The organism is uncultured Clostridium sp. (assembly GCF_900547735.1).
GTDB lineage: Bacteria > Bacillota > Clostridia > Lachnospirales > Lachnospiraceae > Otoolea.
In genome coordinates this window covers 43,735-70,381 of sequence record NZ_URHZ01000002.1, presented here as the reverse complement: position 1 = coordinate 70,381, position 26,647 = coordinate 43,735, and the positions used below count along the sequence as shown (strand labels likewise).

Annotated in this window: 16 protein-coding genes; 8 read left to right on the top strand and 8 right to left on the bottom strand. The window is 49.4% G+C overall.

The window, feature by feature from the left end; all coding sequences use genetic code 11:
- The first annotated feature begins 53 nt into the window (after positions 1–53).
- Positions 54–1,184, top strand: coding sequence for a DegT/DnrJ/EryC1/StrS aminotransferase family protein (locus QZT18_RS01050; protein ID WP_294143621.1), 1,131 nt, complete (start codon positions 54–56; stop codon positions 1,182–1,184).
- A gap of 268 nt (positions 1,185–1,452) precedes the next feature.
- Here QZT18_RS01050 and QZT18_RS01045 read toward each other — a convergent pair whose 3' ends face one another.
- From QZT18_RS01045 to hisD, 3 genes are all read right to left on the bottom strand, one after another.
- On the bottom strand, positions 1,453–2,880 hold the full coding sequence (locus QZT18_RS01045) for an MFS transporter (RefSeq protein WP_294143620.1): 1,428 nt from the start codon (positions 2,878–2,880) through the stop codon (positions 1,453–1,455).
- A gap of 29 nt (positions 2,881–2,909) precedes the next feature.
- Positions 2,910–4,103, bottom strand: coding sequence for a M20 family metallopeptidase (locus QZT18_RS01040; RefSeq protein WP_294143619.1), 1,194 nt, complete (start codon positions 4,101–4,103; stop codon positions 2,910–2,912).
- A gap of 183 nt (positions 4,104–4,286) precedes the next feature.
- Positions 4,287–5,558, bottom strand: coding sequence for a histidinol dehydrogenase (hisD, locus tag QZT18_RS01035; protein ID WP_294143618.1), 1,272 nt, complete (start codon positions 5,556–5,558; stop codon positions 4,287–4,289).
- Positions 5,559–5,849: 291 nt separating this feature from the next.
- On the opposite strand from hisD, the gene QZT18_RS01030 reads away from it, so the two are divergent.
- Positions 5,850–7,085 carry a MerR family transcriptional regulator gene (locus QZT18_RS01030; RefSeq protein WP_294143617.1) on the top strand — a complete coding sequence of 412 codons (1,236 nt, stop codon included), beginning with the start codon at positions 5,850–5,852 and terminating at the stop codon, positions 7,083–7,085.
- A gap of 200 nt (positions 7,086–7,285) precedes the next feature.
- Positions 7,286–7,696, top strand: coding sequence for a GNAT family N-acetyltransferase (locus QZT18_RS01025; RefSeq protein WP_294143616.1), 411 nt, complete (start codon positions 7,286–7,288; stop codon positions 7,694–7,696).
- Positions 7,697–8,289: 593 nt separating this feature from the next.
- Here the strand turns inward: QZT18_RS01025 and QZT18_RS01020 are convergent.
- Both QZT18_RS01020 and QZT18_RS01015 read right to left on the bottom strand, forming a co-directional pair.
- Complete coding sequence (locus QZT18_RS01020; RefSeq protein ID WP_294143615.1) at positions 8,290–9,831, bottom strand: histidine ammonia-lyase; 1,542 nt, start codon at positions 9,829–9,831, stop codon at positions 8,290–8,292.
- A gap of 30 nt (positions 9,832–9,861) precedes the next feature.
- Positions 9,862–11,517 carry a BCCT family transporter gene (locus tag QZT18_RS01015; RefSeq protein ID WP_366925770.1) on the bottom strand — a complete coding sequence of 552 codons (1,656 nt, stop codon included), beginning with the start codon at positions 11,515–11,517 and terminating at the stop codon, positions 9,862–9,864.
- A 532-nt stretch (positions 11,518–12,049) separates the two neighbouring features.
- On the opposite strand from QZT18_RS01015, the gene QZT18_RS01010 reads away from it, so the two are divergent.
- Entirely contained in the window at positions 12,050–13,705 is a 1,656-nt protein-coding gene (locus QZT18_RS01010; protein WP_294143614.1) for a sigma-54-dependent Fis family transcriptional regulator, read from the top strand.
- Between the two features lie 69 nt (positions 13,706–13,774).
- Here the strand turns inward: QZT18_RS01010 and QZT18_RS01005 are convergent, their stop codons facing one another.
- Positions 13,775–14,233 carry a hypothetical protein gene (locus QZT18_RS01005; protein ID WP_125142923.1) on the bottom strand — a complete coding sequence of 153 codons (459 nt, stop codon included), beginning with the start codon at positions 14,231–14,233 and terminating at the stop codon, positions 13,775–13,777.
- Between the two features lie 533 nt (positions 14,234–14,766).
- Between QZT18_RS01005 and QZT18_RS01000 the strand changes: the two genes are divergently transcribed.
- From QZT18_RS01000 to QZT18_RS00990, 3 genes are all read left to right on the top strand, one after another.
- The gene (locus QZT18_RS01000; protein ID WP_294143613.1) at positions 14,767–17,808 is read left to right on the top strand and encodes an AAA family ATPase; all 3,042 of its coding nucleotides are present in this window, start codon (positions 14,767–14,769) and stop codon (positions 17,806–17,808) included.
- Between the two features lie 251 nt (positions 17,809–18,059).
- Positions 18,060–19,493, top strand: a complete 1,434-nt coding sequence (locus QZT18_RS00995; RefSeq protein ID WP_294143612.1) for a sodium:solute symporter — start codon at positions 18,060–18,062, stop codon at positions 19,491–19,493.
- Between the two features lie 39 nt (positions 19,494–19,532).
- Positions 19,533–21,074: a histidine ammonia-lyase gene (locus QZT18_RS00990; protein ID WP_294143611.1), complete on the top strand. Its 1,542-nt coding sequence runs from the start codon at positions 19,533–19,535 to the stop codon at positions 21,072–21,074.
- A 133-nt stretch (positions 21,075–21,207) separates the two neighbouring features.
- Here the strand turns inward: QZT18_RS00990 and QZT18_RS00985 are convergent, their stop codons facing one another.
- Together QZT18_RS00985 and QZT18_RS00980 are read right to left on the bottom strand one after the other, a co-directional pair.
- Positions 21,208–22,773, bottom strand: coding sequence for a histidine ammonia-lyase (locus QZT18_RS00985; RefSeq protein ID WP_294143610.1), 1,566 nt, complete (start codon positions 22,771–22,773; stop codon positions 21,208–21,210).
- A 140-nt stretch (positions 22,774–22,913) separates the two neighbouring features.
- Positions 22,914–24,323, bottom strand: a complete 1,410-nt coding sequence (locus QZT18_RS00980; protein ID WP_294143609.1) for a sodium:solute symporter family protein — start codon at positions 24,321–24,323, stop codon at positions 22,914–22,916.
- Between the two features lie 347 nt (positions 24,324–24,670).
- Here QZT18_RS00980 and QZT18_RS00975 point away from each other — a divergent pair, with 347 nt between their 5' ends.
- The gene (locus tag QZT18_RS00975) at positions 24,671–26,359 is read left to right on the top strand and encodes a sigma-54-dependent Fis family transcriptional regulator (RefSeq protein ID WP_294143608.1); all 1,689 of its coding nucleotides are present in this window, start codon (positions 24,671–24,673) and stop codon (positions 26,357–26,359) included.
- Positions 26,360–26,647: the final 288 nt, after the last annotated feature.

The following is a 26,647-nucleotide window of genomic DNA, read 5'->3' as shown; positions in this document are numbered from 1 at the left end:
TAACAAAATATTAAATAGAGTTTATCTAAAATGAAGACGAGGAGGGAGATAATATGCAATTTCGAGATCTTAAAAAACAATATGAAGCTTTGAAACCTGCAATTGATTCTGAAATAGAATCGGTAATCAATAATAGCGCTTATATCAGCGGCCCACAGGTAAAGGAATTTGAGGAAAAGCTGGCGGCATATACGGGGATGAAGCATTGCATTTCATGCGGAAATGGTACAGACGCGCTTTCCATGATATTAATGCTTTGGAATGTTGGCCCTGGTGATGCCGTGTTTGTGCCAGATTTCACATTTTTCGCCACAGGTGAGGTCGCATCATTTGAAGGCGCGACGCCTATCTTTGTAGATGTGGATGAGCGGACCTTTAATATTTCTCCGAAAAAGCTGGAAGAGGCAATAGAAACGGTTAAAAAAGAGGGAAAACTGACTCCGAAAGTGGTTATTCCGGTAGATTTATTCGGACTTCCGGCAGATTATCCCGCGATTCAGAAGATTGCAGATAAATATGGTTTGAAGATTCTGGAGGATGGCGCGCAGGGATTTGGCGGACGCATCAATGGCAGACCTGCCTGTTCTTTTGGCGATGCGGCAACGACATCCTTCTTCCCGGCAAAGCCCTTAGGATGTTATGGAGACGGAGGAGCCATTTTTACAAACAATGATGAAGATGCTGGGTATTTGCAGTCAATCCGTGTTCATGGTAAAGGTGACTATAAGTATGATAATGTGAGAATCGGGTGGAACAGTCGGTTGGATACCCTGCAGGCGGCGATTATGCTCCCTAAGCTGAAGGCATTCGAGGAATATGAGTTAGACAAAGTCAATGAGTCTGCCGCTATGTATACCAGCATTTTAAAAAACTTTGTAGTAACACCGTATATTCCGGCCGATTTTTTATCCAGCTGGGCACAGTATACAATCCAGTTAAAAACAAAAGAACAGAGGGATGGGTTATCTGATTTCTTAAAATCTGAAGGAATTCCGACGATGGTGTATTATCCGAAACCAATGCACAAACAAGGAGCTTTTGCCGGATTAAAACAGTATCAGGAGTGTCCTGTAACGGAAAAACTTTGTGATACCGTATTATCAATTCCGATGCATCCGTATCTGGAAGAAGTAGATATCACGAGAATTACTGAGTGTATTAAAAGTTTTTTCATGAAGGAATAATTGTATATTTCGACGGAGAAATATCACTTACGAATTCAGAAAAGGAGTGTATTCCTCAGTGCTACAGTCCTCTTAAAATACTTGTACCTCGCCAACTTTGAAGTTACAAAACTTGGGCGGAGGCAATCCGCAACTGAGCAGGGGCATATCAGTCCTCAGTTCCCAGGTAATCACTGAAACCGGTCTGACTTCTTTAGAAAACCCAATTGGAACCGCCAAACAAGATAATATAAAGCTGAATGCCCCCTGTTCCTACCCTACAATAGATTTACAGCACCTTCTCCAACCCATCAATCCGATACTCCAGCCCATTTTCCTTCGCTTCTGCCGCAGTCAGCAACAACCCATATTTTTCCTTTGTCAGCGAATACAAAACAGCAGCAATCACAGCAACAGCCAGCATCCCGGCCGGAACAAAACCAAAGGCCAGTTTCAGCTTTGCAATCGTATCCGCCGCCTGCTCGGCGGCGTCGGCGTTAAAACCGATTGCGCTGAGGACGATACCGGTAATCCACATGCCGATTGCGCTTCCGGCTTTCATGAAAAAGCCTATCATAGAAGTATACAGGCCATCCGGTGAATTGCCGGATTTAAACTTTTCAATCAGAGCCGTATCGTAGGACATCGAGTAGATAAGGGTCCAGTAAGTGGCATTTCCAATTCCGTAGAACAAGATATAAAGATAAGCGGTAAAATCGCTTGCCGGAAGGAACGCCATGATAAGATAGCAGGCGGTGTAACAAACCATTCCGCCGAGCATCATCTGTTTTTTGCCAAATTTATTTGCAATCACACCGGCCATGACGGTAGTGAAAAGCAAAAAGAGTGTTGTCACAAGCAGCATGAAGGAAGTTTTTGTTTCAGTATAGTGAAAGACGTAGGTGTAGAGAAAAATCATCAGGCTGGATCCTACTCCGACGGCAAAATTCACGCAGAATGTGATAACCAGCAGCTTGTTAAAGGGTTTTACCTTCAACGCCTCCAGATAATTGGAAAAGACGGATTTAAAAGACAATTTCTCCGGTATATATCCTTCCTGCAGATTCGGGTTTTCCGGCTCAAAGCTCCGCACGGAAAAGCAGCAGAAGTTATATACGAAAACGATGATTACCGCAAACAGCACTCCCGTTGCCGTCCATCCCATGCTTTCAGTGCCGAATATTTTGGCAAAGAACTGCACAATCATCAGTGAGCCGCTAATTGCGATAAGCATACCAATATTCATCAGAAAATTTGCACAGGTCCGCAGTGTGGTTCTTTCCTCGAAGTCATCGGTCAACTCGGAGCCCAATGCGATATGAGGGATAACGGCGGAGGTGAGGAACGTCCAGTAGGCAATGTTGATAATGATATAATATCCTACCTTTGCCGCGGCAGGCAAGTCGATATTGATAAACATAAGCGCCAGTGAGATTCCGAGGAAGATAGAGCCATATTTGATAAATGGCGTCCTTCTTCCTTTTTTGTTTCGGCAGCGGTCGGACATGGAACCGATAATCGGGTCGGTAATCGCGTCCCAGAACACTGCGATGAGGGAGACGGTTCCGGCTACGGCCGGATTGACTCCGGCGATATTGATCATAAAAAATATAAAATAACTGTAGAAAAAGTTATATCCAATGCCTTCTCCTATAGCTCCCATGCCATAAGAAAGGGATTTCTTAAGTCCCAGTTTCTGTGGTTTCTGATTACCCATTGTAGCCCTCCTTGCACAAGCCGTGTTATTTAACTTATGAATTCATACCCAATCAATGCATAAGTTTTCATCGCAGTAATAAATTCCTCAATCAGTACATACTCATCCGGCCGGTGGGCCTGGAGAATGCTGCCAGGACCGTAGATAACTCCGGGGATTCCCTGGCTGGCGAGCATTTCAACTTCGGCGTAAGCCCGGAACAGAATATCCTCCGGCTGTTTTCCTGTGACGATTTCATGGCACCGGATTGCAGTCTGTGCAACCGGATGCTCTTTATCTGCTTTCCAGTAATTAAAATACTGGTTGCAGGTCAGCTCGCTCTTTGCGCTGTATTTGGAACAGACACCATCAAAAATTGTCCTGATTTCATCGATTGCCTCCTGCATGTCTTCGCCGGGAAATACCTGGCGGTCGAAATGCATTTCACAGTAATCGGGTACAAGAAGAACATCCACGCCGCCCTGGATAGAGCCGACATTCAGGCTGGGATTTACGGGAAAGCCCAGAATAGCGCCTTTCTTTTTCAGCTTTTCATTTAACGCATTCAGCTCGGTTGCAAAGTCGGCCATTGGTATTATCGCATTGATCCCGTTTTCGGCCATACCGCAATGGGAGGCCTTTCCGTAAGTTCTGGCTGTAAATTCCGCGGCGCCCTGAAGACTGGTGGCAATACATACGGAGGTCGGTTCGCTGATGTAGGCTCTGGTGCATTTCTTTAATTTTCCGGCATCGATCAGGGCCTGTGTACCTTTGAAAAATACCTCCTCATCGATGACAGCCGTAAATAAAATGCTTTTTTTAGGAGCGATTCCGCTTTTGACAATGGCCTCTATCGCGAATATCATTGCGGCCAGTCCCGACTTCATGTCGCAGGAGCCTCTTCCATAGAGTTTACCGTTTTCAATTTGGCCGCCGAGAGGAAGCTTTGTCCATTGTTCAGGACTGCCGATTTTTACCGTGTCCATGTGGCCGTTAAAAAGAAGCTGCTCGTCGTTTTCTCCCGGAAGCAGACCGAGAACGTTGAAACGACCTTTTTCCACTTCCTGGATTTCAGTTACCAGTCCGATTTCATCCAGCTTTTCTTTGATCATCTGGGCAACAGACATCTCATTTCCCGGAGGGTTTTGACTGTCCGTCTGAACTAATTTCTGTAAAAATTGAATGGCTCCTTCCACATCGACCAGTTCAAGAAGCTGTTTTTTCCGATCTGTAGCTTGGCACATCTGAAAATCTCCTTTCTTTGACAATAGATAACAATACATTTTTCGATATATAAAGATTCTGTTCTCAATATATAAAGATTCCGTCCTCAATGGATAACGCTCCCATCTTTAATAGATAACGTTCCAATCCTCAACGGGTAACGCCCCACGTTTCCAATCGTATCTGTAACAACGATTTCCACCTTAGTCCAGCAGCTCTTTTCTCACCTCTGCAGCCCGTGCATGTGCAATCAGCCCCTCACCCCTGGCCATCCGCGATACCAACGGTGCAGTTTCTTTCATAGCCGCCCTGTCATAACGCTGATAAGTGCAGGTTTTCAGAAATGTCCCGACCCAGACGCCTCCGGTATAGCGGGATGCGCGGACGGTGGGCAGTGTATGGTTCGTGCCGGATGCGTAGTCTCCGAACACCTCTCCGGTTTCCTGGCCGATGAAGAGAGAGCCGAAGTTATGGAGCTGGTCCAGAACCGCATCGGGATTTTCTAAAATGACCTCCAGGTGTTCCGGGGCGTATTCGTTTGCCAGGGCAACAGCCTCGGTGAGGTTATCGGCAAGTACGACCTCACCGTAGGATTCCCAGGAGGCACGGGCAATCCGGGCTGTTTCAATGGTTTCAAGTTCTGCCTCAACGGCCCGGATGACTTCGAGTCCAAGTTCCCTGTCGGTCGTGACAAGGATACCTTTTGCCAGTTTGTCGTGCTCCGACTGAGCCAGCAGATCGGCAGCTAAGATGGCGGGATTGGCGCTTTTGTCGGCAATCACCAGGACCTCGCTGGGACCCGCGATGAAGTCAATCCCAATCTGGCCGTAACACTGGCGTTTCGCCTCTGCCACATATTGATTTCCAGGTCCTACGATGATGTCAACCGGGGAAATCTGCCGGGTTCCGTATGAAAATGCGGCAATGCTGTGCGCTCCGCCCATGACATAAATCTCATCCGCGCCGGCGATATCCATGGCCGCCAGGGTCAGCGGATGAATACATCCGGTTTCTTTGACGGCAGGTGCACAGGCCGTTATCCGCCCGACTCCAGCTGTTTTTGCCGGAATAATCAGCATCAGGGCGGAGGAATAAAGCGGGTAGCCGCCGCCGGGAACATAGCAGCAGCACGAGGTTACCGGAATGATTCTATGCCCGAGAACAGCGCCCGGGATAGTGGAGAAGTTATCTAACGGTTTAAGACATTCTTTCTGAGCCTGGGCAAATGCTTTGATATGTGCGGCAGCTTCCCGCATGTCATGCAGGCTCTGCTGTGGCACGGCGTCATAGGCGGTTTTTATTTCCTCGGGACTCACGCGGAAATTCTGTCTTGTATTGCCGTCAAAACGCGTATTGTATTCAAGAATGGCAGAATCACCGTTTTCACGTACATTACGGATAATTTCCGCCACATTTTCCGTCAGTGCCCGGCTTTCCTGCGTTGAACGTTCAATTGATTTTTTCAGGTATTCCATATATTTAATCCTCCCTTAAGGTTTGTTTAGTAACCGATATGGCCTTATAGACAGGCCTTATGTTTTATGAACAGGTCCTTTGTTGAGTGGCAATGAAAAGTTCACGAAGCGCGCTTTTCGTTGTTTTATAAACAGGAAAAAAGGAATTATTTTTTCCGAAGACCTTGATAAGTTATTAATAGTATAAATTCAAGACCAAAGTTAATGTCAATACTGAAAATTCAGTCTTTTTATTAAAAACCTTGACTGGGGTCTAAATCCATGATAGTTTTGGAAAAAGGGGGAAGGGATATGAAGATAGGACAGGCAGCTAAGAAATTTTCGGTACCGGTGACCAGTATTTATTATTATATAAAGCATGGTCTTTTAGTCCCGCCGGTTAGCCGTGGACAATATATTTTTGATGAAAAAACACTGGGTGATCTGGAATGGCTTCTGGAGCTTAAAAAGATGGAATTTCCTCTTGAGGTAATTCACAGGCTGCTATCTCTCAGACGGATTTCCGGCCTGGCTCCCCAGGAGGACAGGGTGGAGGTGCTGAGGCTGTTTGCGGAACAGGACACCGCGCTGGGCGAACGCATCGAAACTCTTGTACGGGCGCAGCAGGTACTCCGTTCCTCAATGAGTACGTTCCGGGCAGGAGACGGGGAGGCGGTGAACACGGGTGTGCCTCTTAAAATGCTGAGACTGCTGGTTTGTCCGGTGTGCGGGGGAGAACTGCGCGCCCAGAACGCATCAATGGACAGCAGGTATATTTTCGAGGCCGAGATGAGCTGCCGCTGCGGTTACAGCGCCAGGATACAGGATGGGATTCTGCTGACGCCAAACAGGAATACCAGCTTTTATGATAAACCTGATACGATACGCGAACTCTACCGCGATCTGCCGTCTGCCACACTCAGCCTGTTTGAGCGTTCCTATAACTGGCTGGGTGAGAGCCTGACAAAGGCCGGGACTGCGGGCAAGGTGCTGTGGGAAAGCTATGTCAACGCCTGGTTTTTTCTCCACAATCACATGGAACTTTTGAATGAGGGGACGGAACTGATTGTTACCGACAAGTTTCCGGAAACACTGGCTGCTTATAAGGAGCTGATTGACAGGAGCGGCCGCGGCTATGATATTCTCTATATCGCAGATGCCGGGGTGGCGCCGCCAATCAAAAGAAAGAGCGTAGATATAACAGTCGATTTTTTTGCAACGAATGAACATAATTTTTATCACGATGATTTTTGGCCGGATTATATGTATTCGTATTTAAAAGACGGCGGCCGGGCGGCCGGAGTGTATTTTTATTTTGACGGGGGAGAGCGTTCACGGAGAAATTTATTGAGAAGTTATCCCGAGTCAAGCGCTAATAATTTTAACCGCAGCTTTTTTCAGAAAGGAATTTGCTCAAATTATCAGTTGCTGTCACAGTTTGACTGTGGCTGCTCCACCGATTCAGGGGCAAATCTGGGACTGGGATTTCATGAAAAAGGGGATAAGCTGCATTTGCTGGCGTATGAGGCGGTAAAGAATAAAAAATAGTGTTTTTTGTGTTCTCCTAAACTAGCTCTATGTAGACGCACAGAGCGTGGAAACGAACAGAGCGGTTGCGGATTGCATAAGAAGTTTTAACAAACTATGGGGCTGCTTGACAATAAATGCATTAGGCATAGTCTGATAAACACATAACGAGAATGCCTTTGGAAAAGAACTCGGTGTAATTGGAATTTGGAGGTGATTGGATGAATGATGTATTGTACGATACACGAAAAGATTTACCATGTAAAGCATTGCACGATTTGTTTTTTGCGGTCGGATGGTCTGATGGAGAAATAACTCCTAATATGCTGGAAAACTTTAATAAAAATTTTATTAACTCAGCCCTTGTTTTTTCGGCATGGGCAAATGGAGAATTGGTAGGTTGTATAAGAGTGCTTAGTGACCAGATGTTTCGTTCTGTTATATATGACTTGGCGGTTCATCCAAAGTTTCAAAATCAAGGAATTGGAACAGAATTAGTTCGAAAATGCAGAGAAATTTTTCCAAATTCAGAATGGTTGGTACAAACAAAAACAGCAGCGGCTTTCTATGAAAAAATAGGATTTAACGTGAACAAAGAAGTTTTTTTAAGCATTCCGTGCAAGTGGTTTTAGTGTGCCCTATTGGTAACGGATGTCCATACGATAGAAGTAAATCAATAGTCGCTATGTTGTTTTCTGTTTAGGCTGCACTATCTGACGGCAGGGAAAGAATAAGGTGTATACAACTATTTTTATCCCACAACCTTTTGATAGCGTTCAGATAGTGCAGCTTTTTATGGCAGACTTCTAAAACAAACATAAAAGTGCCATACTCCGGACATCTCAGCGGTTCAGTTTAACGTGTTTGCCAGAGATGTCTGGTCTGAGATTCAGTTTTCGATTCAGCCTTCGTTTCAACAAAGCGCCGGCAAGTGCTCGGTTGATTTTTTTGAACATTGAATATTCCTCTTTCCGAAACAACCCTCTCAGCAGAACCACCCATCCCCAGGAGACAGACAAAGCCGGAAGACAGGAAACCGCAACGGCTCTCCAGGGTGGGACATCGGTGAAGCAGAGAGGACCAAAAAAGAGAATAAAAACAATAAGCATCATAGAAAAAAGAATGATCTTCTCTTTCCTTGTATTCGGCGGTGTGGTAAAAATGCGTTTCAGGTCGATTTCCACATATTTAACGGATGTTTTCATAGAATCTCCTCTCAGGGCACTCAGAGCAGTTCCCCCACAGCTTCCTCGGCGATGTTAAGGATTTCTCCGCTGTGGATAAACTCTTTCAAATAGCAGATATAAGGATGGAAAAACATATCCTTGTCTAAAGCCGGTATATGCAGCGACATCTCTTTCAGAAGAGCTTCCGTCGCCTTTCCCGGTTTCACCCCTTCCTCCAAAAACTGATGAGCCGCAAAGACCGATAAAAGTTCATAGGCGAGAACGGATTCCAGCTTCCCGGCGACGGTGACGGCTTTTTTTGCCGCATTATATCCCATGGATACATAGTCTTCCTGGTTGCCGCAGGTTGGGATACTGTCGACGGTGGCGGGAGCGGACAGGATTTTCATATCGTTCAGGATAGCCGCCTGGGAATACTGGGGAACCATCATTCCGCAGTTGAGACCCGGCTGCTTTACCAGGAACCAGGGATAGCCGGACATATTGCCGTCTATCATGTGGGTATTTCTGCGCTCGGACATCTTGGCGAGCATGGTAGCGGCGATGCAGCTTGTATCCATGGCAAGTCCCACATAGGAAGCGTCACAGTTACAGCTTGAGATAATATCGGGATCGCTGATATCGGGCCATACGAAGGGATTGTCGCTGCAGGCGTTAAGCTCAACCTCCAAAGTTACTCTTGCATCGTCCAGCGTTTTTTTTGCTGCTCCGTGAAGCTGGGGGATGCCGCGCAGCGACAGCGGATCCTGCAGGTGATGTCCCTGGGCGGAGGCGCTGAACGCAGAGGCGGAGAGTAGCCTGCGCACGTTTGCGGCCGTTTCTGCCTGATGGCGGTGCGGCCGTACTTTTGAGACACGTTCATCGAAGGCGGGTAGCTGCCCTCTGGATATTTCCAGGGTCATGGCGCCGATGATATCCGCGGCTTTTGCCGCTTTTTGCATATCATACAGAGCCAGGGAAGCCAGAGCGGTGGGGGAGGCCGTCCCCGAGATCAGGGACAGTCCCTCTTTGGATTCCAGGGTAATTGGTTCCAGGCCCGCCAGTTTCAGCGCTTCGGAGGCATCCATCAGTTGATCGCGAAAATACATTTTACCGGCTCCGTACAGGGTTCTGGCCAGATGGGCTTCCGTGCAGAGATAGCCGACGGAACCTTCCCGGGGAGCCCAGGGAGTCAGTCCGCGGTTCAAAAATTCACGGTACATTTCAAGCACTTCAAGACGCACCCCGCTGTAACCGCTGCCCAGATTCTGAAGCACCGCGACCATGACGGCGCGCGACTGTTCAACGGTGTAAGGTTCTCCTATGGAGGTTGCGGAAGATTCGATGACATTTTTCTGAAGCAGGGACGTCTCTTCCGGTGAGATAAGCTTGTCGCACAGGATACCGAAACCGGTGGTAATGCCGTACATGACCCGCTTTTCCCGCGTCCATTTTTCAACCAGCTCTCTGGCGGTTTTTACCCTGTCTTTATATGTTTCCGAGAATTCGACGGCGGCATTGAACCTTGCGATGGCAACCAGTTCTTCTATCGTTATTCTGCCTCCGAGTGTTACAGACTTGATTCTATTAGCAGTATTCATAAATGTGTTTCCTCCAATGTTACAAATGATCTAGCCGTTTGTTTCGGCCCCTGCATGGATACCGGTATCCGGTTCTTCAGAGTTTTCCGGCTGCTCCACACGGTCCGCGTCCTCAATGTCCTTCTGCGTATTTTTATCAAAAAAGAATACCTTAATCGTAGAAAATATCTGAAGGATAAACACGCCCAGGACGGCAAAGGCGCCGCAGGCTGATAAATATTTTACTCCGTTAATTCCCTGTTCTCCGCCGCCGAAGGCTACCATGATGGCCGCTATCAGGCCGATGGTAACGCCCCAGAGGACTTTTTGCCAGAGGGCGGGCTCCTCATCATGTCTGGCCCCCTTGGTGCAGACGGCCGCAATCGTGGTGGACATGGTGTCGGCCGTGGTGGCGAATGCGGCTATCAGGGTTATCATAACCACCGGGATAATGATAAATCCCAGGGGAACTGCCTTTAAAAATTCCCAGAGTCCGGCCATTGCGCCGTTGGCCTGGATTGCGGCCACCAGATCGACCTTTCCCGACATCTGCCAGTCAAGAGCAGTACCGCCCCATACGGCAAACCACACGCCGCCGAAGACGGAAGGGAGAATCCAGTTGATGACGAGGAATTGCCGTACCGTCCTGCCATAGGCGATCATGGCAAAGAAGATTCCCATCAGAGGGGCATATGCAATCCACATGGCCCAGGCGTACATGGTCCACCACATAACGAGAGGTTTTCCTCCTGCCAGATAGGGATCAAATCCCCAGGTCCAGAAATGATCCATCCATTCACCGATACCCACGTTGGCGAGATTCATAATGTAGAGCGTGGGGCCGATGATGAAAAGGACAAACAGCAGGATATAGAAAATTTTTGAGGTAAGGCCAGCCAGCCATTTGATTCCCTTGTCCAGGCCGGATACGGAAGCAATGGTAAAGGTAACGGTGATGACTGCGGCCAGAAGGAACCACAAAACCGGTCCCTGAGGGATTCCGTAAACGGCGTGGAGGCCGCTGCCAATCAGTGCAAGCCCGGCTCCCAGGGAAGCGGCGAGTCCGAGTCCGATGGAGAGTACGGAAAGCGTATCTACCAGCCCTCTAAAGAATCCTTTTGTAACGGCTTCACCAAAAAGGGGAATCAGGGAGGCCGATACGGACAGTTCTTTCTGGCGGTTAAAATACATATAGGCGATGATTAAACCCGATAAAGCATACATTGCGTAGGGGATAAACGTCCAGTGGTAAAAGACCCTTCCCATGGAAAAGAACGCCGCTTTGTCGGTAAACGGTTCGATGCCCATTCCGCTCAGTTCACCCCACACGTCCCCATAATAAACGAGTACTTCATTTACCCCGTATGTGATAAGGCCCGTGGCGATTCCTCCCGTCAGTGTCATGGCAAACCAGCTCCCGAAGGAGTACTTGGCCTTGGCATTCGGGCCGCCGAAACGGATTTTTCCATATTTGGAGAATGTCAGTATGGCGATGAGGAATAAGGTGGTGATTGCAACTGCCTGATAGAGCCAGGCGAAGTTGTCAAGTGACCAGGTAAAGATGCCCTGGGCAATTGAGGTGAGCCATTCATTGTTAATCATTCCGATTACGGCCGAGCCGCACAGAATGATGAAACAGGGGATAAACACACCGAGGTTCACGGCTTTTTTTGGTTCCTTCGACTTATTCATTGTGCTGTTGTACAAAACGCTCCCGTTTTGTACCCTCCTTTCTGTAAAAACATGTGTTTTACTGTACACATTATAATAGAGCAAGGAGCGTGCCAGGTTCTTCACCATATGTTTTTGACCGGATTAAATCTCAAAGGCGGCTAAAACCTTCAAATGTGGTTCAAAAAGAATAAATTGGAGCTAAAAAAGCACTAAGAAAATACAAAGCTGATTAAGCAGCCGCAATGCTAAATTGCATCGACGCATTTAAATATTGCATCTGATTGACTTCACTGACGAAGTATGTTACTTTGATTGTAATTGCTATAAGGTGCGGAATCGTCACCTTTCATTTTAATCGATAAACGGGAAATAGAGTAGCAGATTTTTAAGTTTCAGGAATAAATGGGGAAGGGAGTGTTACTGTTCACAGCAAAATCATATGGCATAGCACAGCCAAACTAAACGGCATAAGCTCAGTCAAACGGAACGGTATAGCACAGCCAAACGGAACGGCTCAACACAGCCATCCGGGCGAACGGGGACGTGAACAATAGCAAAGGGGAATATGCAGAGAATAGCAGATATGATACTCCGGACGGACGAAGACGGGAACGTGCTGAAGATTGTCTGGGAGTGCAGGAGACTGGAGAAAGTTTATACTGAAAAGTGGAGCGGTTTCACGGGACAGAAGATTTCTGACGTTTTCCAGGGGGAGACGGATGCAGAAGAGGGAACCCTTTATTGGGAAAAGGAGAAATTTTTGTATCTGCGCCTCAAATGCACCGAAGGCCGGGAGGTTTATCTTTTGAAAAAGGCGGAAAGCAAGGAGTTTCTTTACGAGGAGGCTCTGAACTGTATCCACGAGGGAATTCAGATTTATGATGAAAATGGGGACGTTATCTTTCTGAATTCCTGCAGCCGTAAAATATCTTCGATTCCTGCGGACGAGGAGGTGGAAGGGCAGAACCTGTTCGACCTGTATAATTATTCAAGGGAAATCAGTACGGTCATGACTTCGCTGAAGATTAAGGCCCCTGTCATTAACAGAATATGGTCATTCCAGACGGCGACGGGGAAAAATATCCGTACGGCGAATTCGGCATACCCTGTTTTTAAAGATGGGGAACTGATCGGCAGCGTCGCATTTGAGCAGGACGTCAATATAGCGGGCCGTTATATTTCAGAGATGGAATCAATACGCAAGTCTCTGGAAGAGATCGAGGCCTCCGGTGACAGCTCCGGGAATTTTTCCGGTTATTCCTTTAACCACATTATCGGAAAGGGAGAAAAGCTGCAGAGTGCGGTCAGGCTGGCTAAAAAAGTGGCTCCCAGGGAATGTACGGTGCTCCTGAACGGTGAGACGGGAACCGGAAAGGAGATTTTTGCCCAGAGCATCCACCGGGAAAGTTCACGCAGAAAAAAGAAGTTTCTTCCGCTCAATTGTGCAGCCATACCCGACACGTTAATTGAAAGTCTGCTCTTTGGAACCAAGAAAGGGAGTTTTACCGGCAGTGTGGAACAGGCAGGATACTTTGAGGAAGCGAACGGCGGAACGCTGTTTCTGGACGAGCTCAACTCCATGAGCATGGCGATGCAGTCCAAACTTCTGCGGGTTATCCAGGAAGGGACATTCCGCAGAGTGGGAGGGACTAAGGATATTCCGTTCAATGTGCGGATTATTTCCTCTTGCAATGAAAATCCCTATACCCTGCTGGAGAAGAATTTACTGCGCAAGGATCTTTTTTACCGCCTGTCCACAATCACGATCAATCTCCCTCCGCTCAGGGAACATCCGGAAGATATCGAAGAGCTGGTTTATTATTATATCGGACAGAATTCATTTACCTATGCAAAAGCGATCCGCCGTATCAGTTCCGAGGTGGTGGAGCGGCTCATTTCCTACAACTGGCCGGGAAACGTGAGGGAGCTGTTTCACGTTCTGGACTATGTGTTGAATGTGATCGACGATGATACAATCCGTCCGGAGCACCTGCCGGACTTCCTTTTTAACGAGAAGGGAGTGGAAGAGAAAGCTTTGCCCGCAATGCAGCAGGAATATGCACACCAGACGCTCCAGGAAACCATGGATGAATTTGAAGGGGAGGTGCTCCGGCTGGCGCTGAAAGAGTATAACTACAATATCACGCAAACAGCCCAGGCGCTTGGAATCCATCGGCAGGGGCTGCAGTACAGGATTAAAAAATATGGTATTATTATCTGAGGGATTAAAAAAGGACTGCCGTCAGCAGATTCACCATCTGTGAGGCAGTCCTTCTATTTCTGTTACAAATTAACTCTTTTTCTCGCTCTTATCTTTCTTAAACCGGGCGAAGAATCCCTTCTTCTTTGGAATCGGCGGGATACCACCGCGGACGCTCTTGACATCCGTTATGTACAGGCCGCTGATTACAACCTTGGCTTCTGTCTTTACAGGGAGCTGTAAAAATGCCTTGTCATCTGCAATAAGTGTTAAGACCTTCGGTCCAACCTTTGCCTTGACAATCGGGAGCTTGGCTCTTTTCATATACCAGGGAGTCTGATCGATTACCGTCTTGGGAAGACCGGACTCTTTAACTTTCAGCTTCTTCTTATCAATAACGAGAATCGAAACCGTCTGTTTTGCAGCTTCCATCATGGTCTGCTGCTCTGCCTGACGCTTTTCCATCTTCCTGCCGAAGTAATAAAGTACTGCCAGAGCGATGACTGCAATGACCAGGATGATGAGCACTACGTTCAGAATTGTCTGCATAAAAATACCTCCGTAAATTATAGCGGTGGGATATGGCGGGAAAAAAAGCGACAGGAAAACAGCCCCTTACCGTTGAAAACCACAGCCTGTCCTTAAACACCATAAAAAATAACCGCACTTATCGCTATTATAGCATCAGAAGGTGGAATTGGCAAGGAAAATAAGACCGGCACAACTTATCCTTACTGCCTGCCGGCAGCATTCCGCGAGGTTTTTCCGTGCGTGTTTTGTACGAAATCCAGAGTTACACATCCCTGTTAGCCACAAGCTGGCTCATTGCGGAACGCAGTATAATGCTTTCCATATTTTTATCTTTATACGTTGTTTTCTCCGGACAGAGGGGCTCGCGGACGGCGCAGAGCCTCTGTTCCAGCTCTTTAAAAAGTCTCCCTGGAAAACAAAGGAAGAAATCATCCCGGAATTTCCTTGACTGAGCAAGAACGGTGAAATATGATAAGAAAAAGAATGTGCGTAAATAATGATATCGATTTTAAGATAAGTACAGAATCCCGGACAGGAGGGGACGCGATAAAATGCAGAAAAAGACGACGGTGATCAGGGCAGTGCTTTTGCAGGTGCCTGCTGTAGATGTGGACGGAAACCGTATTTCGTTCCATTTAAAGAAAGCGGAGGCGGTATTTTACTATCTTATGGTGGAAAAGAAAGCCTCCAGACAGGAACTGGCGGCGCTCCTCTGGCCGGACGAGGACATGGTCCAGGCCTCCAGGCACCTCAGGGACAGCCTGTATTTCATAAAGAAATATCTCCATCCGGAGGCCGTAATGCCGGTGGGGCGTTCCGCCCTGACCCTGAACCCGGAGCTTGAGTTCAGATGTGATCTGGACGAATTTCTGCAGGAGGAGGAAAAAGATTATGAGGGAGAGTTCCTTCAGGGATTTACACCGGGAGGCTCCGCTGAATACGAGGAATGGATGGAGCGGATGCGGGAGAAACTTCAGAGTATTTATCAGGAGCGTCTCCGGGACCGTGCCCGCAAAGCCTTGTCCGGGAACCAATGGGAGGAAGCGGTAAAACAGCTTCAGGCCATGATCCGGATGGATCCTCTGGCGGAGGAGGGATATGTGTCCCTGATGAAGATATACAGGGAGATGCACGCCTACAGTAAGGCCGCTTTTACCTATCAGAAGCTCAGGACGGTTCTGGCGGAGGAGCTTGGTATCGCGCCTCTTGAGGAGACGTCGAAACTGTACCGGGAGCTGATGGGAGAGTGGAATGAGAATACGATGGAGGGGAAAAATTACGGAAGTGATTTTCTGGTGGCCCGGTATGAAATTTTCCGCCGGATGTGCGCGGATTTTGAGCGGGAGGATACGGGACGCCGGAAGGCGGTCCTGCTTCAGGGGGAAGCGGGCGTTGGAAAAACCCATCTCCTAAATTACTTTTTAAAACATGCGAAGCTGGAGGGGCGGCTCGTGCTCACCAGTTCCTGTTACCAGTCCAAAACGGAGGAAGTTCTCCATCCGTGGCAGACGGTGATGCTGGCGCTGTCTTCCCATATTGCGGGTGGGACGCTGCCTCTGCCGAAAGAGAGCCTGCAGACATTGCCGGGGAATTTTGCCCTCCTGTCGGGCGGAGGCCCGCAGAGCGCGGATTTGGCCGACGTCCCCGTCATTTATAACCCCAATTCCATCTGTGACAGCATTTTGGCGGTTTTGTCCATGGCGGTGCAGAAACGGAAAATGATACTGGTATTTGAAGATATTCACTGGATGGATCCGGCGAGCCTGCGGCTTCTGGATCAGGTCCTCCATACAATAGAGAGCGGCCGTCTGTCCGTCCTTCTCATATGCAGGGAACCGGCCGGGGAGGCGGTTCATGGTTTTCTTTCGGCCTCGGTTTCGGACGGACTGATTAAAAAATACGAGCTGGTTCCTTTTAACCGGGAGGAGACGATGCAGTTCATCGAACAGTTTGGGGCCGGAGAACTGCCGGCAACACTGAAGGAGCAGGTCTATGCCTCGGCCAGGGGCAATGCCTTTCTGCTGGTGCAGCTTTTAAACAACCTGATGGAGCAGCAGAATCCACAGCTCCTGCCGGGAGATATGAAGGAAGTGTTTTCCTACCGGATTGCCGGACTGAGCCAGGAGGGGCAGCAGGTGTTAAACATGATTGCCATGTTTCCGGAGGCGGCTCCCTGCGAGATTCTGGAAAAGCTGAGCAACAAGGCGCCGCTGGAACTTCTTTATCTCTGTCTGGAACTCAGGCAGCGTTCGATTGTCAACGAGATATCGGACGGCGGAACGGTTTCGCTTGTCTTTATCCAGCCGGAATTCAGGGAACGCGTTTATCTTGGGATCAGGCCGCTCAACAGGCGGATTCTGCATCTGAATATTGCATCCATATTAGAGGGAATATCAACCTATCCCGGAGTCAGCGCCCAGTTAGTCTACCACTATTCCAGGGGCGGAGATCGGCTTAATGCCTTTAAATACAAGGTACAGGGACTTCAGGGACAGATTAACCTCTGCTATGAGCTCTTCCCCAGCCGGGAGGAGGATGGACTTGAACTGGACACGGAGTCACGGGCGCTTGCCCTGTTTCATGACATGGAGGAGGAGCTGGGGCAGCTTAAAAGGGAATTTCCGGCGGAGGAAAGGCTCCTTGCCATGCAGGACGAGCTTCTGTATGCAAAGTGCCGGTATTGTGTTTACAAGGGATTCTATGAAGAGGCGCTGGATGCCGCTGGGACGGTGCTGCGTCATGAAGACTGCACACCGGAAATCAGAATGGGAATCCACAGACAGATGATCTATTACGGTATCCAGATTTATGACGCCGATAAGATAGAATATCACATCGCGGAAGGACTCAGGCTGTTCGATGAAAACACCGGCCTGAAAGAAAAGGTGGTGTTTGAACGGATGCGGGGAGTCATGCTCATGATGCGTAAGAATTATGAATTATGCAGAAAGGAGCTTAAGCAGGCTTTTGCAATGCTGGAAAACGCGTTCGGCCGCGGTGTGGAATATGCGGTTCATGCCTCCTATGTGCTCAATTATATGGGCGAAAGTTACCGGGAAGAGGGAAGGTATGAGGAGGCCGTGGAATATTATGAGGAAGCGATTCAGGTGGCACGCCGGTTCGGCGCTGTTCCGGGACTTCCTATTTTCACCACCAATTATGCCTGCTCCGTCTTTGCCGCGGGAAAATATGAGGAGGCGGAACGGTTGTTTGAGGAGGCGGGAATGACCGCGCCGTATACGAGAAAACCGGCCGGGAGAGCGGTGGCCCTGGCGTATCGGGCGCTTTATTCCCAGTCGGATAAAACGCGGTGTTCCGAGCTCCTCAGACAGGCCAGACACTACGCGGAAGGATGGAAGTCCCCGGTAGAGCAGGGAACGGTATTTCTTTTGCAGGCCTGGATTGGCTTCCACTGGGAGCGGGAATGCGGCGGCGTTACAGCCGGAGATTACTTCGGCCAAACGGCCTCCGAAAGCCTGGAACTGGCCCGGAACCTGTTAACCGGCAGGGCGGGAATTTTTGAAGAAGAACTTCTGAGGCAGTGTCCGGAGGGAATCCTGCCGGATGCGTCACCGTTTCGTCGAAATGTGTGACGGAGTTTCGACGGAGCGTCCTTTATAATAAATCCAGAAACCATCCTTACTGAGACAATCAGGGGATGGGGCCTGGATTTTTTATTTAAGGCGGTAATCTGAACGCGTAGCGTGCGGGTTATCGTTCTAAAGGGGATTCTCGTTATCTCTTACAGGGCAAAAATGCAGGCAGATTCTTTATTCTTCGCGGGGATAAAAAAGAGGTTTCAGGTATTTCAAATTTATGGAGATGGAAAAATTGGAGGTATGCTATGAAGTCAATTATTGTTGTTCTGATTATTTATCTGTGTGTGCTCTTCGGCATCGGGGTTTATTACAGCCGCAAGAGCAAGAATGTGACCGATTTCCTGCTGGCGGGACGTAACCTGGGGCTGGGCACGGCAATTCTTACGATGACGGCGACTCTGTTCGGCGGCGCTCTCTTAACGGGCACGACCCAGCAGGCTTATGATAACGGTATTGCGATTTATATCTATCCGTTCAGCAGTGCAATCGGTATGGTCCTGGTGGGGCTGCTGATTCAGAAAATGGCAAAATTTTCTACCTATACGACCGTGACGGAATATCTGGAGAAACGTTATAACAGTAAATTTCTCCGCGTCGCATCGGCATTTTTATCCATGATGGCCCTGATCGGCATCCTGGGAGGACAGGTAGGCGCGATTGTCGGAATCCTGAATGCGCTGGGATTCACAAATGCCACGGCCGGAGCGCTGCTGGCCATGGTGGTGATTATTGCCCTGACCGTTATGGGAGGCCTGTGGGCCGTTACAATGACGGACTGTTTCCAGATTATCCTGGTTATCGTCGGCGTGTTGTGGGTATTTTTCGCTGCCCTTGGAAGCCATGGGGGATTTTCAGGCATTACGGCTTCCCTGAACGGAATGACGGCTACGCTGCCACAGGATTATAACGTGTTTATGAACGGGGACAAGGCATCCCTTCTGACGTGGCTGATGCTTCCGGCCGTTATGTATCTGCTGATTGGCCAGGACATGTACCAGAGGCTGTTTGCCTGCCGGAATCACAAAACGGCCGTAAAGACTGCATTTGGAGCGGGCCTGATGCTGACTCTGTTATCCGTTGTTCCCGTAGTCCTGGGCCTCATAGCCCGCATCGATTTCCCGGAACTGGCGGCAAACGGGACATCCGCTTCCGCATTTGCCATGCTGACAATGGCCACACTGCCGTCATGGGCAGTCGGAATCGTTATGGCGGCGGCTATTTCGGCCATCCTGTCCACGGCCGATTCGGCCCTTACGGCAGCGGCTTCCCATTTTATGGGAGATTTCTGGATGTGCTATGTGGCAAAAGACGCCGATCCGGATGATAAACGCCTGCTCTATGTTTCAAGGGTTTTCACCGCAGTGGCGGGACTGGCGGCAATCGGCTTTTCTATGCTGGTTCCTTCCATTATCAATGCATGCACCTATTCTTATTATTTGTATACCGGCGGCGTCTTTGCCCCCATCGTATTCGGCGTGCTGTGGAAAAAGGCAACCAGGGAGGGCTCGATTTCAGGCCTTGTAATCGGGTGCGTGTTCACTATTCTCTCGGTGACCGGAATTCTTTCCCTGGGCGGACTGCCGGGCGAACTGTTCAGCGGTATCATCTCCAGTGCGGTATTGGTAGTGGTATCCCTGATGACGGCGAAGAATCACGAGGGCGAAGAGGTGACAGCGTAATTTTAAATTTATATCATGAATGAAAGAAGGTAAAATAAAATGCTGATAAAGAGAGAGGCGAAAGAAATCAGGCCGGTCCTTTTAGATGACTGCCACAACAGTCTTGAAGAGTTTGTAGCGGTGGTCCGCTATCACGCTTCTGTGGAATTTTCCGAGTCTTATCGTGAAAGAGTCACGGCCGGCCGCCGCGCGCTGGAAGAAAAACTTTCGGACGGTGTGGGAGTATATGGTGTGAATACGGGATTTGGCGACAATGTGCGCTACCGCATCGGCGAGGAGGACATGGTCAGGCTCCAGGAGAATATTATCCGGAGCCACGGATGCTCCGTAGGGAGGCCATTGGAGGAAGAGGAAGTGAGAGCCATCCTTCTGACGGTTCTCTGCAATATAGGAAAAGGTTATTCGGCGACCCGGCTGGAGGCGCTGGAGCTGATCCGCCGGTTCCTCAATGAAAATATCTGTCCTTATGTCCCCTGTGAAGGGACGATAGGAGGTCTGTCCTATCAGCCTTATATGACAATGACCCTGATGGGAGAGGGGCGCATTATGGAAGACGGCCGGGCGCTGCCGGCTGCGGTGGTTCTGGAAAAGCATGGGATTGCACCCATCCGTCTGGCTCCAAGGGAGGGGCTGGCCCTTCTGTCCAATGCAAGCGGTTCGGTGGGAACCGCCATGATGGCTGTTTACGACTATATCATGGCGCTGCGCCACGCCGATCTGTGTGCCGCGCTGGTATGTGAGGCTCTGCGCTGCACCGACAAGGCTTACGATCCCAGACTGATGGAACTGAAAGGACATAAGGACCAGATAGAAACGGCCGCTTATCTGCGCGCGGTTCTTTCGGGCAGCCGTATCATGGAGGAATCCAGAAACGGGAAAGTCCAGGACAGCACGAACACCCGCGTGATTCCGCATGTCCACGGAGCGGCCAAACGTCTGGGGGTACAGGCATACGAAGCAATTATGGAAGAATTTTATGCCGTGTTTGACAATCCCGTGTTCCTGCCGGACGGCACGGCTCTGATGGGATCTAACTGGGATGCCACGCTTGTGGAAACCTACTGTGATGCTCTGGCCGTCGGAGTGATTAATGTGGCGAAGCTTCTGGAGGTACACATGGAAAGGCTCGTGGATCCGAATCTCAGCGGCCTGCCCGCATTCCTGGTGAGAAATCCGGGACTGAATAACGGCTTTATGATTACGCAGTACGTGACGGCCGGTCTTCTGGGAGATATTGCCATGATGACCACACCGGCCGGCAGCTACAATGCCGCCGTGAGCGCCGGACAGGAAAGCCCGATCTGCCGGGATGACATTGCCGCGCGCAAGCTGCATCGGATGGTTAAAAAGATGGAACGGATGGTTTCGATGACCATTCTCACGGCTCTTCAGGCTGTGGATTTCGTGGAACAGGAGATGTCTCCCGTAACCCGGAGGCTCCACGACGAGGTGCGCCGGACGGTCAGTTTTATGGAGAATGATGACCTGATGTACCTGCGTATTGAGGAGATGGAACGGATTCTTAGGAGCCACCGCCTGCTGGAAATTGCACAGGAGCTGGTAGGAGATTTTACCGTGTAACCGGGGGTGACAGCTCAATATAGCTGCAGCCGAATATGCCGGGCAGTTTAATATGACTTTAGAAGGAACGGGGGAACTGCAGCAGCAGCTCCCCCGTCCTTAGTAAGTATGAAATTTGCAGTATGAGAGTTTTTTAAAGGTTGATTGCTCCTGTTTCTTCTTCAATAAGCTGAATCAGGGTACCATCCTTGACAAGCGAGTAAATGTATTCAATATCCGGATAAAAGAACCGATCATTTTCGGCAAAGGCAACTTTTTCGCGGATAAAATCATGAACTTTTGCCGTTGCGTTTCCCTGTTTCAGCGGTTTCAGGAGATCGATGGCCTGCAGGGAAACCATAATGTCGATGGCGATGATGTACTGGAGCTTCCGTACCGCCTCACCGGCTCTTTTTGCGGAATTATACGCCATGGAGACGGGATCTTCCTGTCCGGCGCAGGTGGGAATGGAGTCGATGGAAGCCGGGATAGCCAGCAGCTTGATTTCATTCTGCAGTCCGGCGGCCGTATATTGAGGAATCATGAAACCGTTGTTCAGGCCCGGGTTTGCGACGAGAAAAGCGGGAAGACCGTCATTTAAGTTGCGGTTTACCATGCGGTCGATACTTCTCTCGGCCTGGTTTCCGGCGATTGCGGCCGCCATTCCAATCATGTCTGCATGGGAACCGACAAAGGAACCGTCGAAGTTGCCGCACATCAGGGCCTCACCCCTTCCGTCTTCCGTATCAAAGATCTCCGGATTGTCGCTGACGGAATGCATCTCCTCTAAAATTACTTCATATGCCTCCTTGACAAGCCGGTAAGCGGCGCCGTGAATATGAGGCATGCCCCTCATCACGTAGGCATCCTGAACCTTGGAGTCTTTATGAGTCTCACTGATTTCACTGCCTTTAAGCATGCGCAGGAGGTTAGCGGCGGATGCTTTCTGTTCGTCATGATCCTTATTGTTGTGGATTCTTTCGTCCAGGGCCTTTGTCGTTCCGCGGAGCGCCTCAAAACAAAGGGCGCCTGCGATTTCCAGATTCTTCATTGAAAGGATGGAATCGTAGGATGCCAGGAGGGCAAGGGCGGTAACGGTGATAGTGCCGTTTAACATGGACAGTCCCTCTTTGCACTGAAGCTCGATGGGAGCCAGCCCCTTTGCAGCCATTGCCTGGAGCGCCGGGATTTTTTCTCCGTTCTCAAGCACATGTCCTTCTCCGATATAGGCCATGACAAGATGCGCCTCCACTCCTAGATACCCTACGCTTCCTTCGCCGGGGGCAAAGGGAACCAGGCCGTTGTTGAGAAAATCGCGGATCAGTTCAAGCGTTTCCAGACGGATGCCGGAATGGCCGTGGCCCAGGTTAATAATCGTCATGAACATGACGGCTCTGGCCTGTTCTTCGGTAAGCGGAGTCCCAACGGCGCAGGCGTGGGAGCGGACAATATTTTTCTGCAGAGTCCTGGCATCCTCGGGTTTGATTGTATACCTGACATTTTCGCCGAAACCGGTGGTTACGCCGTAGATAATACGCCCCTCCTCCAGAAAACGGTCGATCAGGCGGCGGTTGGCTCTGATTTTTTCACAGAACTCTTCCGAAAAAGTGACCTTTGCGTGGAAACGGACAACGGCCATAAAGTCGTCCAATCCCAGCTTTTTGCAGTCAGTCAGCGTGATTTCCTTTAATACTGCTGGATTTTTCAATTCGATTTTCATAATTCAGGCTCCTTTAATAATTTATTTGTATATAGTCCGGCGCGTATTCTACATATCCGGATACGGCGCCGCAGCTTTTTAGAACGACTGTCCCTGATATAGTCCCGTTTTACTCCCGCCATAGTCCCATTACATTTCCGCTATTTTTCTACAGCGGCAGTTCCGGTTTTTCCCGGCCGGCAGGTAAATAATGAAACGATGACAAAAATAATCACGGAGAAAAAGCAGCTCATGATATCGGACGGCACACCGAAAACGGAAAAACCGTTCATTCCCAGAACTACGAACAGCAGACCGCCTGCCAAACCGGCGAATGCCCCCTCTTTTGTTGCCTTTTTCCACAGGAGGCCGCCTACAACCGGGGCAAATACACCGGCGGTGTAAATGGTGTAGGAAAGCAGTAACAGGTTCAGGATATTCGGCAGCATCAGAGCGACAAATACGGAGATCAGGCCGATAATCAGGGTCCAGATACGGGACATTTTAAGCAGTTTTGCATCGTCGGCCGCTTCTCCCTTCAGGATAAAGCGCAGGTAGACGTCGCCGATTACATGTGAGGTAGCGGCCGTCAGAATGGAGTCGGCGGTTGAGAGGATGGCCGCGATAACGGCTGCCAGCGTAATTCCGCCCAGCGCAGGAGGCAGTATGGTGGAAATAATCTGCGGAACTACCAGGGACGGATTGGCAAGTTCCGGGAACAGGGCCTTGCCCGCGATGCCCAGAAGAACCGGGAAAAAGGTGAGGATACCCACAATCACGCATGCCATGATTCCGGCCTTTTTGGCGGTGTTTGTGTCTTTCGCGGCAAATAACCTCTGGTAAACGTCCTGCCCGATCAGGGTGTAGATGAACATCGGGAGGATGAGGTAAAGAATATAGGAGGGTTCAACGCCCTGTGTCATCGTGAAATAATTTGTTGTTGTCTGTGCATTCACCGCATCCACCAGGCCGCCCCATCCGCCCAGGTGATGAATTGTGAAAAAGGTTGCGGCAATAATTCCCGCTCCGGCTACGATAATCTGGATAAAATCCGTAATAGTAACGGCCCACAGTCCTCCGACTACGGTGTAGCCGATAAAGAATGCGGCGGCAATGAGCCCTCCCACAACCGGGCTGCCGATACCGATGGAAGATAGAATACTTCCGGCAGAGTTTACCTGTCCGGCCAGGATTCCAACCAGGGCCAGGAGTGACAGCATTGCGCAGAGAAAACGGAGTAATGGGCTGCCGTATCTTGTCTCCAGAATTTCAGCAACCGTGTAAAGCTGCATTCCTTCCATTTTCTTAAGTACCAGGCATACGGCCAGGATGCCGACGGCGCCGGCCAGTCCGTTGTACCATGCAATCATTCCCGACGAATAGGCCTCGGCTCCCAGGCCGACCACATATCCGCCTCCGAAGTAGGTTGCAGCCAGAGTAAATGCGGCCAGAAAAACACCCAGCCGCCGCCCGGCCAGCAGGAAGTCTTCGGTGGAAGAATTGAATTTGTTTGCCCACACGCTGACACCAAACATGATTACCAGATACGAGATTAGAATTACCGTTAACATGAAAGATTCCTCCTTTGAATTTATACCTGATTAATAAGCAAGGGGCGTGCCAGGATTTCCAAATTGATGGAAAAAAATAAAAAAACTTTACAATTATGAAATGCAAGGCGGGCGAGGTCATACCGGGAAGGCGGTGTCCGTTGGGAAAATTCGCATTATGGTAAGAAAAAACACAAGGCATTTTCCAAATATAAGAGCGACATTCTCCAAATATAAAGCGAAAAAAGTCTCTTGTTTCCTGAAAACTGCAAAAAATATTTGCATAAGCAAAAATATTTTGCAGTTGAGATGGACAAAACATGGCAGTTATGCTAAGTTAAGACCAAAGGACAGGCGGAGGTGGAGATATGGCAGATTTGTATGATATCAGTTTTCTTACGGATTCCGAAGGCAGACTGCTCAGAATCCGTTGGGGGAACGGGGAGCTTGAAAAGAAATATAATTCATTTTGGAGTAAATATACGGGGCGTCCTCTGGAGACGCTCACCGAGTTTTCATGGAACAGGGAAGAGGAGAGCGTCACCTGGCACAATGAACTTTTCCAGTATCAAACGGAGGAACTGGAGGAAGGCAGGCGTCTCTTTCTGCTGAAGAGGGGACTGGGCAGGCGTCTGCTTTATGAGAAGGTGTTTGATACACTGGACGAGAGCATTCAGATTTATGATGAACACGGCAATATTCTTTATTTTAACAGTGTGGCGAGAGAGATTATTGAAAATGACGGGGAAGTGGAAGGAAAACATCTCCTGGACGTATTTGATGTGGAGGCCGACGACAGCACGACCCTGGAGGCACTCCGCATGGAAGCACCGGTGAGATACAGATTTAAACATTATTATTCCAGAAAGGGAACGGAGCTTTTCACGGTTAATTCCGCCTACCCGGTAAAGATGGATGGGAAGACAATTGCGGCCCTGGCCCTGGAAGAAAATATTTCAGTCATCTACCGCAAGGCGGAACAGCTTGAAAAGCTTCAGAACGCGGTGAAGGAGAAGGTCTCCGATTCCTCCGATTACCGCCGGGATACCGGATACAGCTTTGAGAACATGATTGGCCATCATCCCGGCATTAAGAAGCTGAGGGAACTGGCCAAAAAAGTGGCGTATCAGGATAATAATGTTCTGATTGTAGGTGAGACAGGTACCGGAAAAGAAATCATAGCACAGAGCATTCACCGGGCAAGCGCCAGAAAGAAAGCGCCGTTTGTAGCGCTCAACTGTGCGGCCATACCGGAGGGCCTGATTGAAAGTATTTTATTTGGGACGGCTAAGGGCTCGTTTACCGGAAGCGCCGATAAAAAAGGCCTTTTGGAAGAGGCGGATAAGGGAACCCTGTTTCTGGATGAGCTGAATTCCATGAGCCTCAGCATGCAGGCCAAGGTACTGCGCGCTCTCCAGGAAGGGACGTACAGACGGGTGGGTGGAAGCAGAGAGTACAGGACGGATGTGAGGGTGCTATCAAGCTGCAACGAGAATCCGTTTCTTTTGATGGAGCAGCAGAAGCTGCGCTCCGATTTGTTTTACCGCCTGGCTACCATTATTCTGGAAATACCGCCTCTGCGGGAGCGGCCGGAGGATATAGAAGAGCTGATTCTGTACCATATTTCCCAGATTAAAGGAGAGTATGCCTTCCCGTTCAACGAGATAGAACCGGCGGTGTTCTGGCAGTTACAGCAGTATTCCTGGCCGGGCAATGTCAGGGAACTGTTCCATGCGGTGGATTACGCGATGAACGTGGCAGCAGACCGTGTATTCCGCCTGGAATATCTTCCGGCGTATTGTTTCAGGAAAACAGAGACGGGCGCGGACCGGGGAACGGGAGAAACGGCCCGGACTGGAGAGGGAGCGCCGGAAAGCGGGAGGCCCGGGAAAATGGCCGGAGGCACGCTCCAGGAACTGATGGAAGACTATGAGTCGGAAATTATCACGGAGACGCTGCGCCATTACTGCGGGAACGTCACCCAGGCAGCGAAAAAACTGGGACTTCAGCGTCAGAGCCTGCAATACCGGATACGGAAATATGGGATTATAAATTAAAGTAAGGAAGGAGCGCAGGAGCGGGAAAGTGGGGAAAACGAGAAAAACTCACGACCGAGTTTGAGGGAGGAATGATACGGCCGGGTAAGCGAAATATCGGCAGGCCGGAAAAGAATGACGGAGTAAACGCGATAATATGAAAAAGGGCGGTTATTATGCTCAGGGAACCTGATGGTTTCTCTGGGTCATAACATCTGTCCTTTTTGCGTGTCATCCGGCCTTAAAATAAGCTGAAAATTGAGCCGGACAGCTGAAAACTTATAAAATGGCAAAAAATAAATGAAAAAT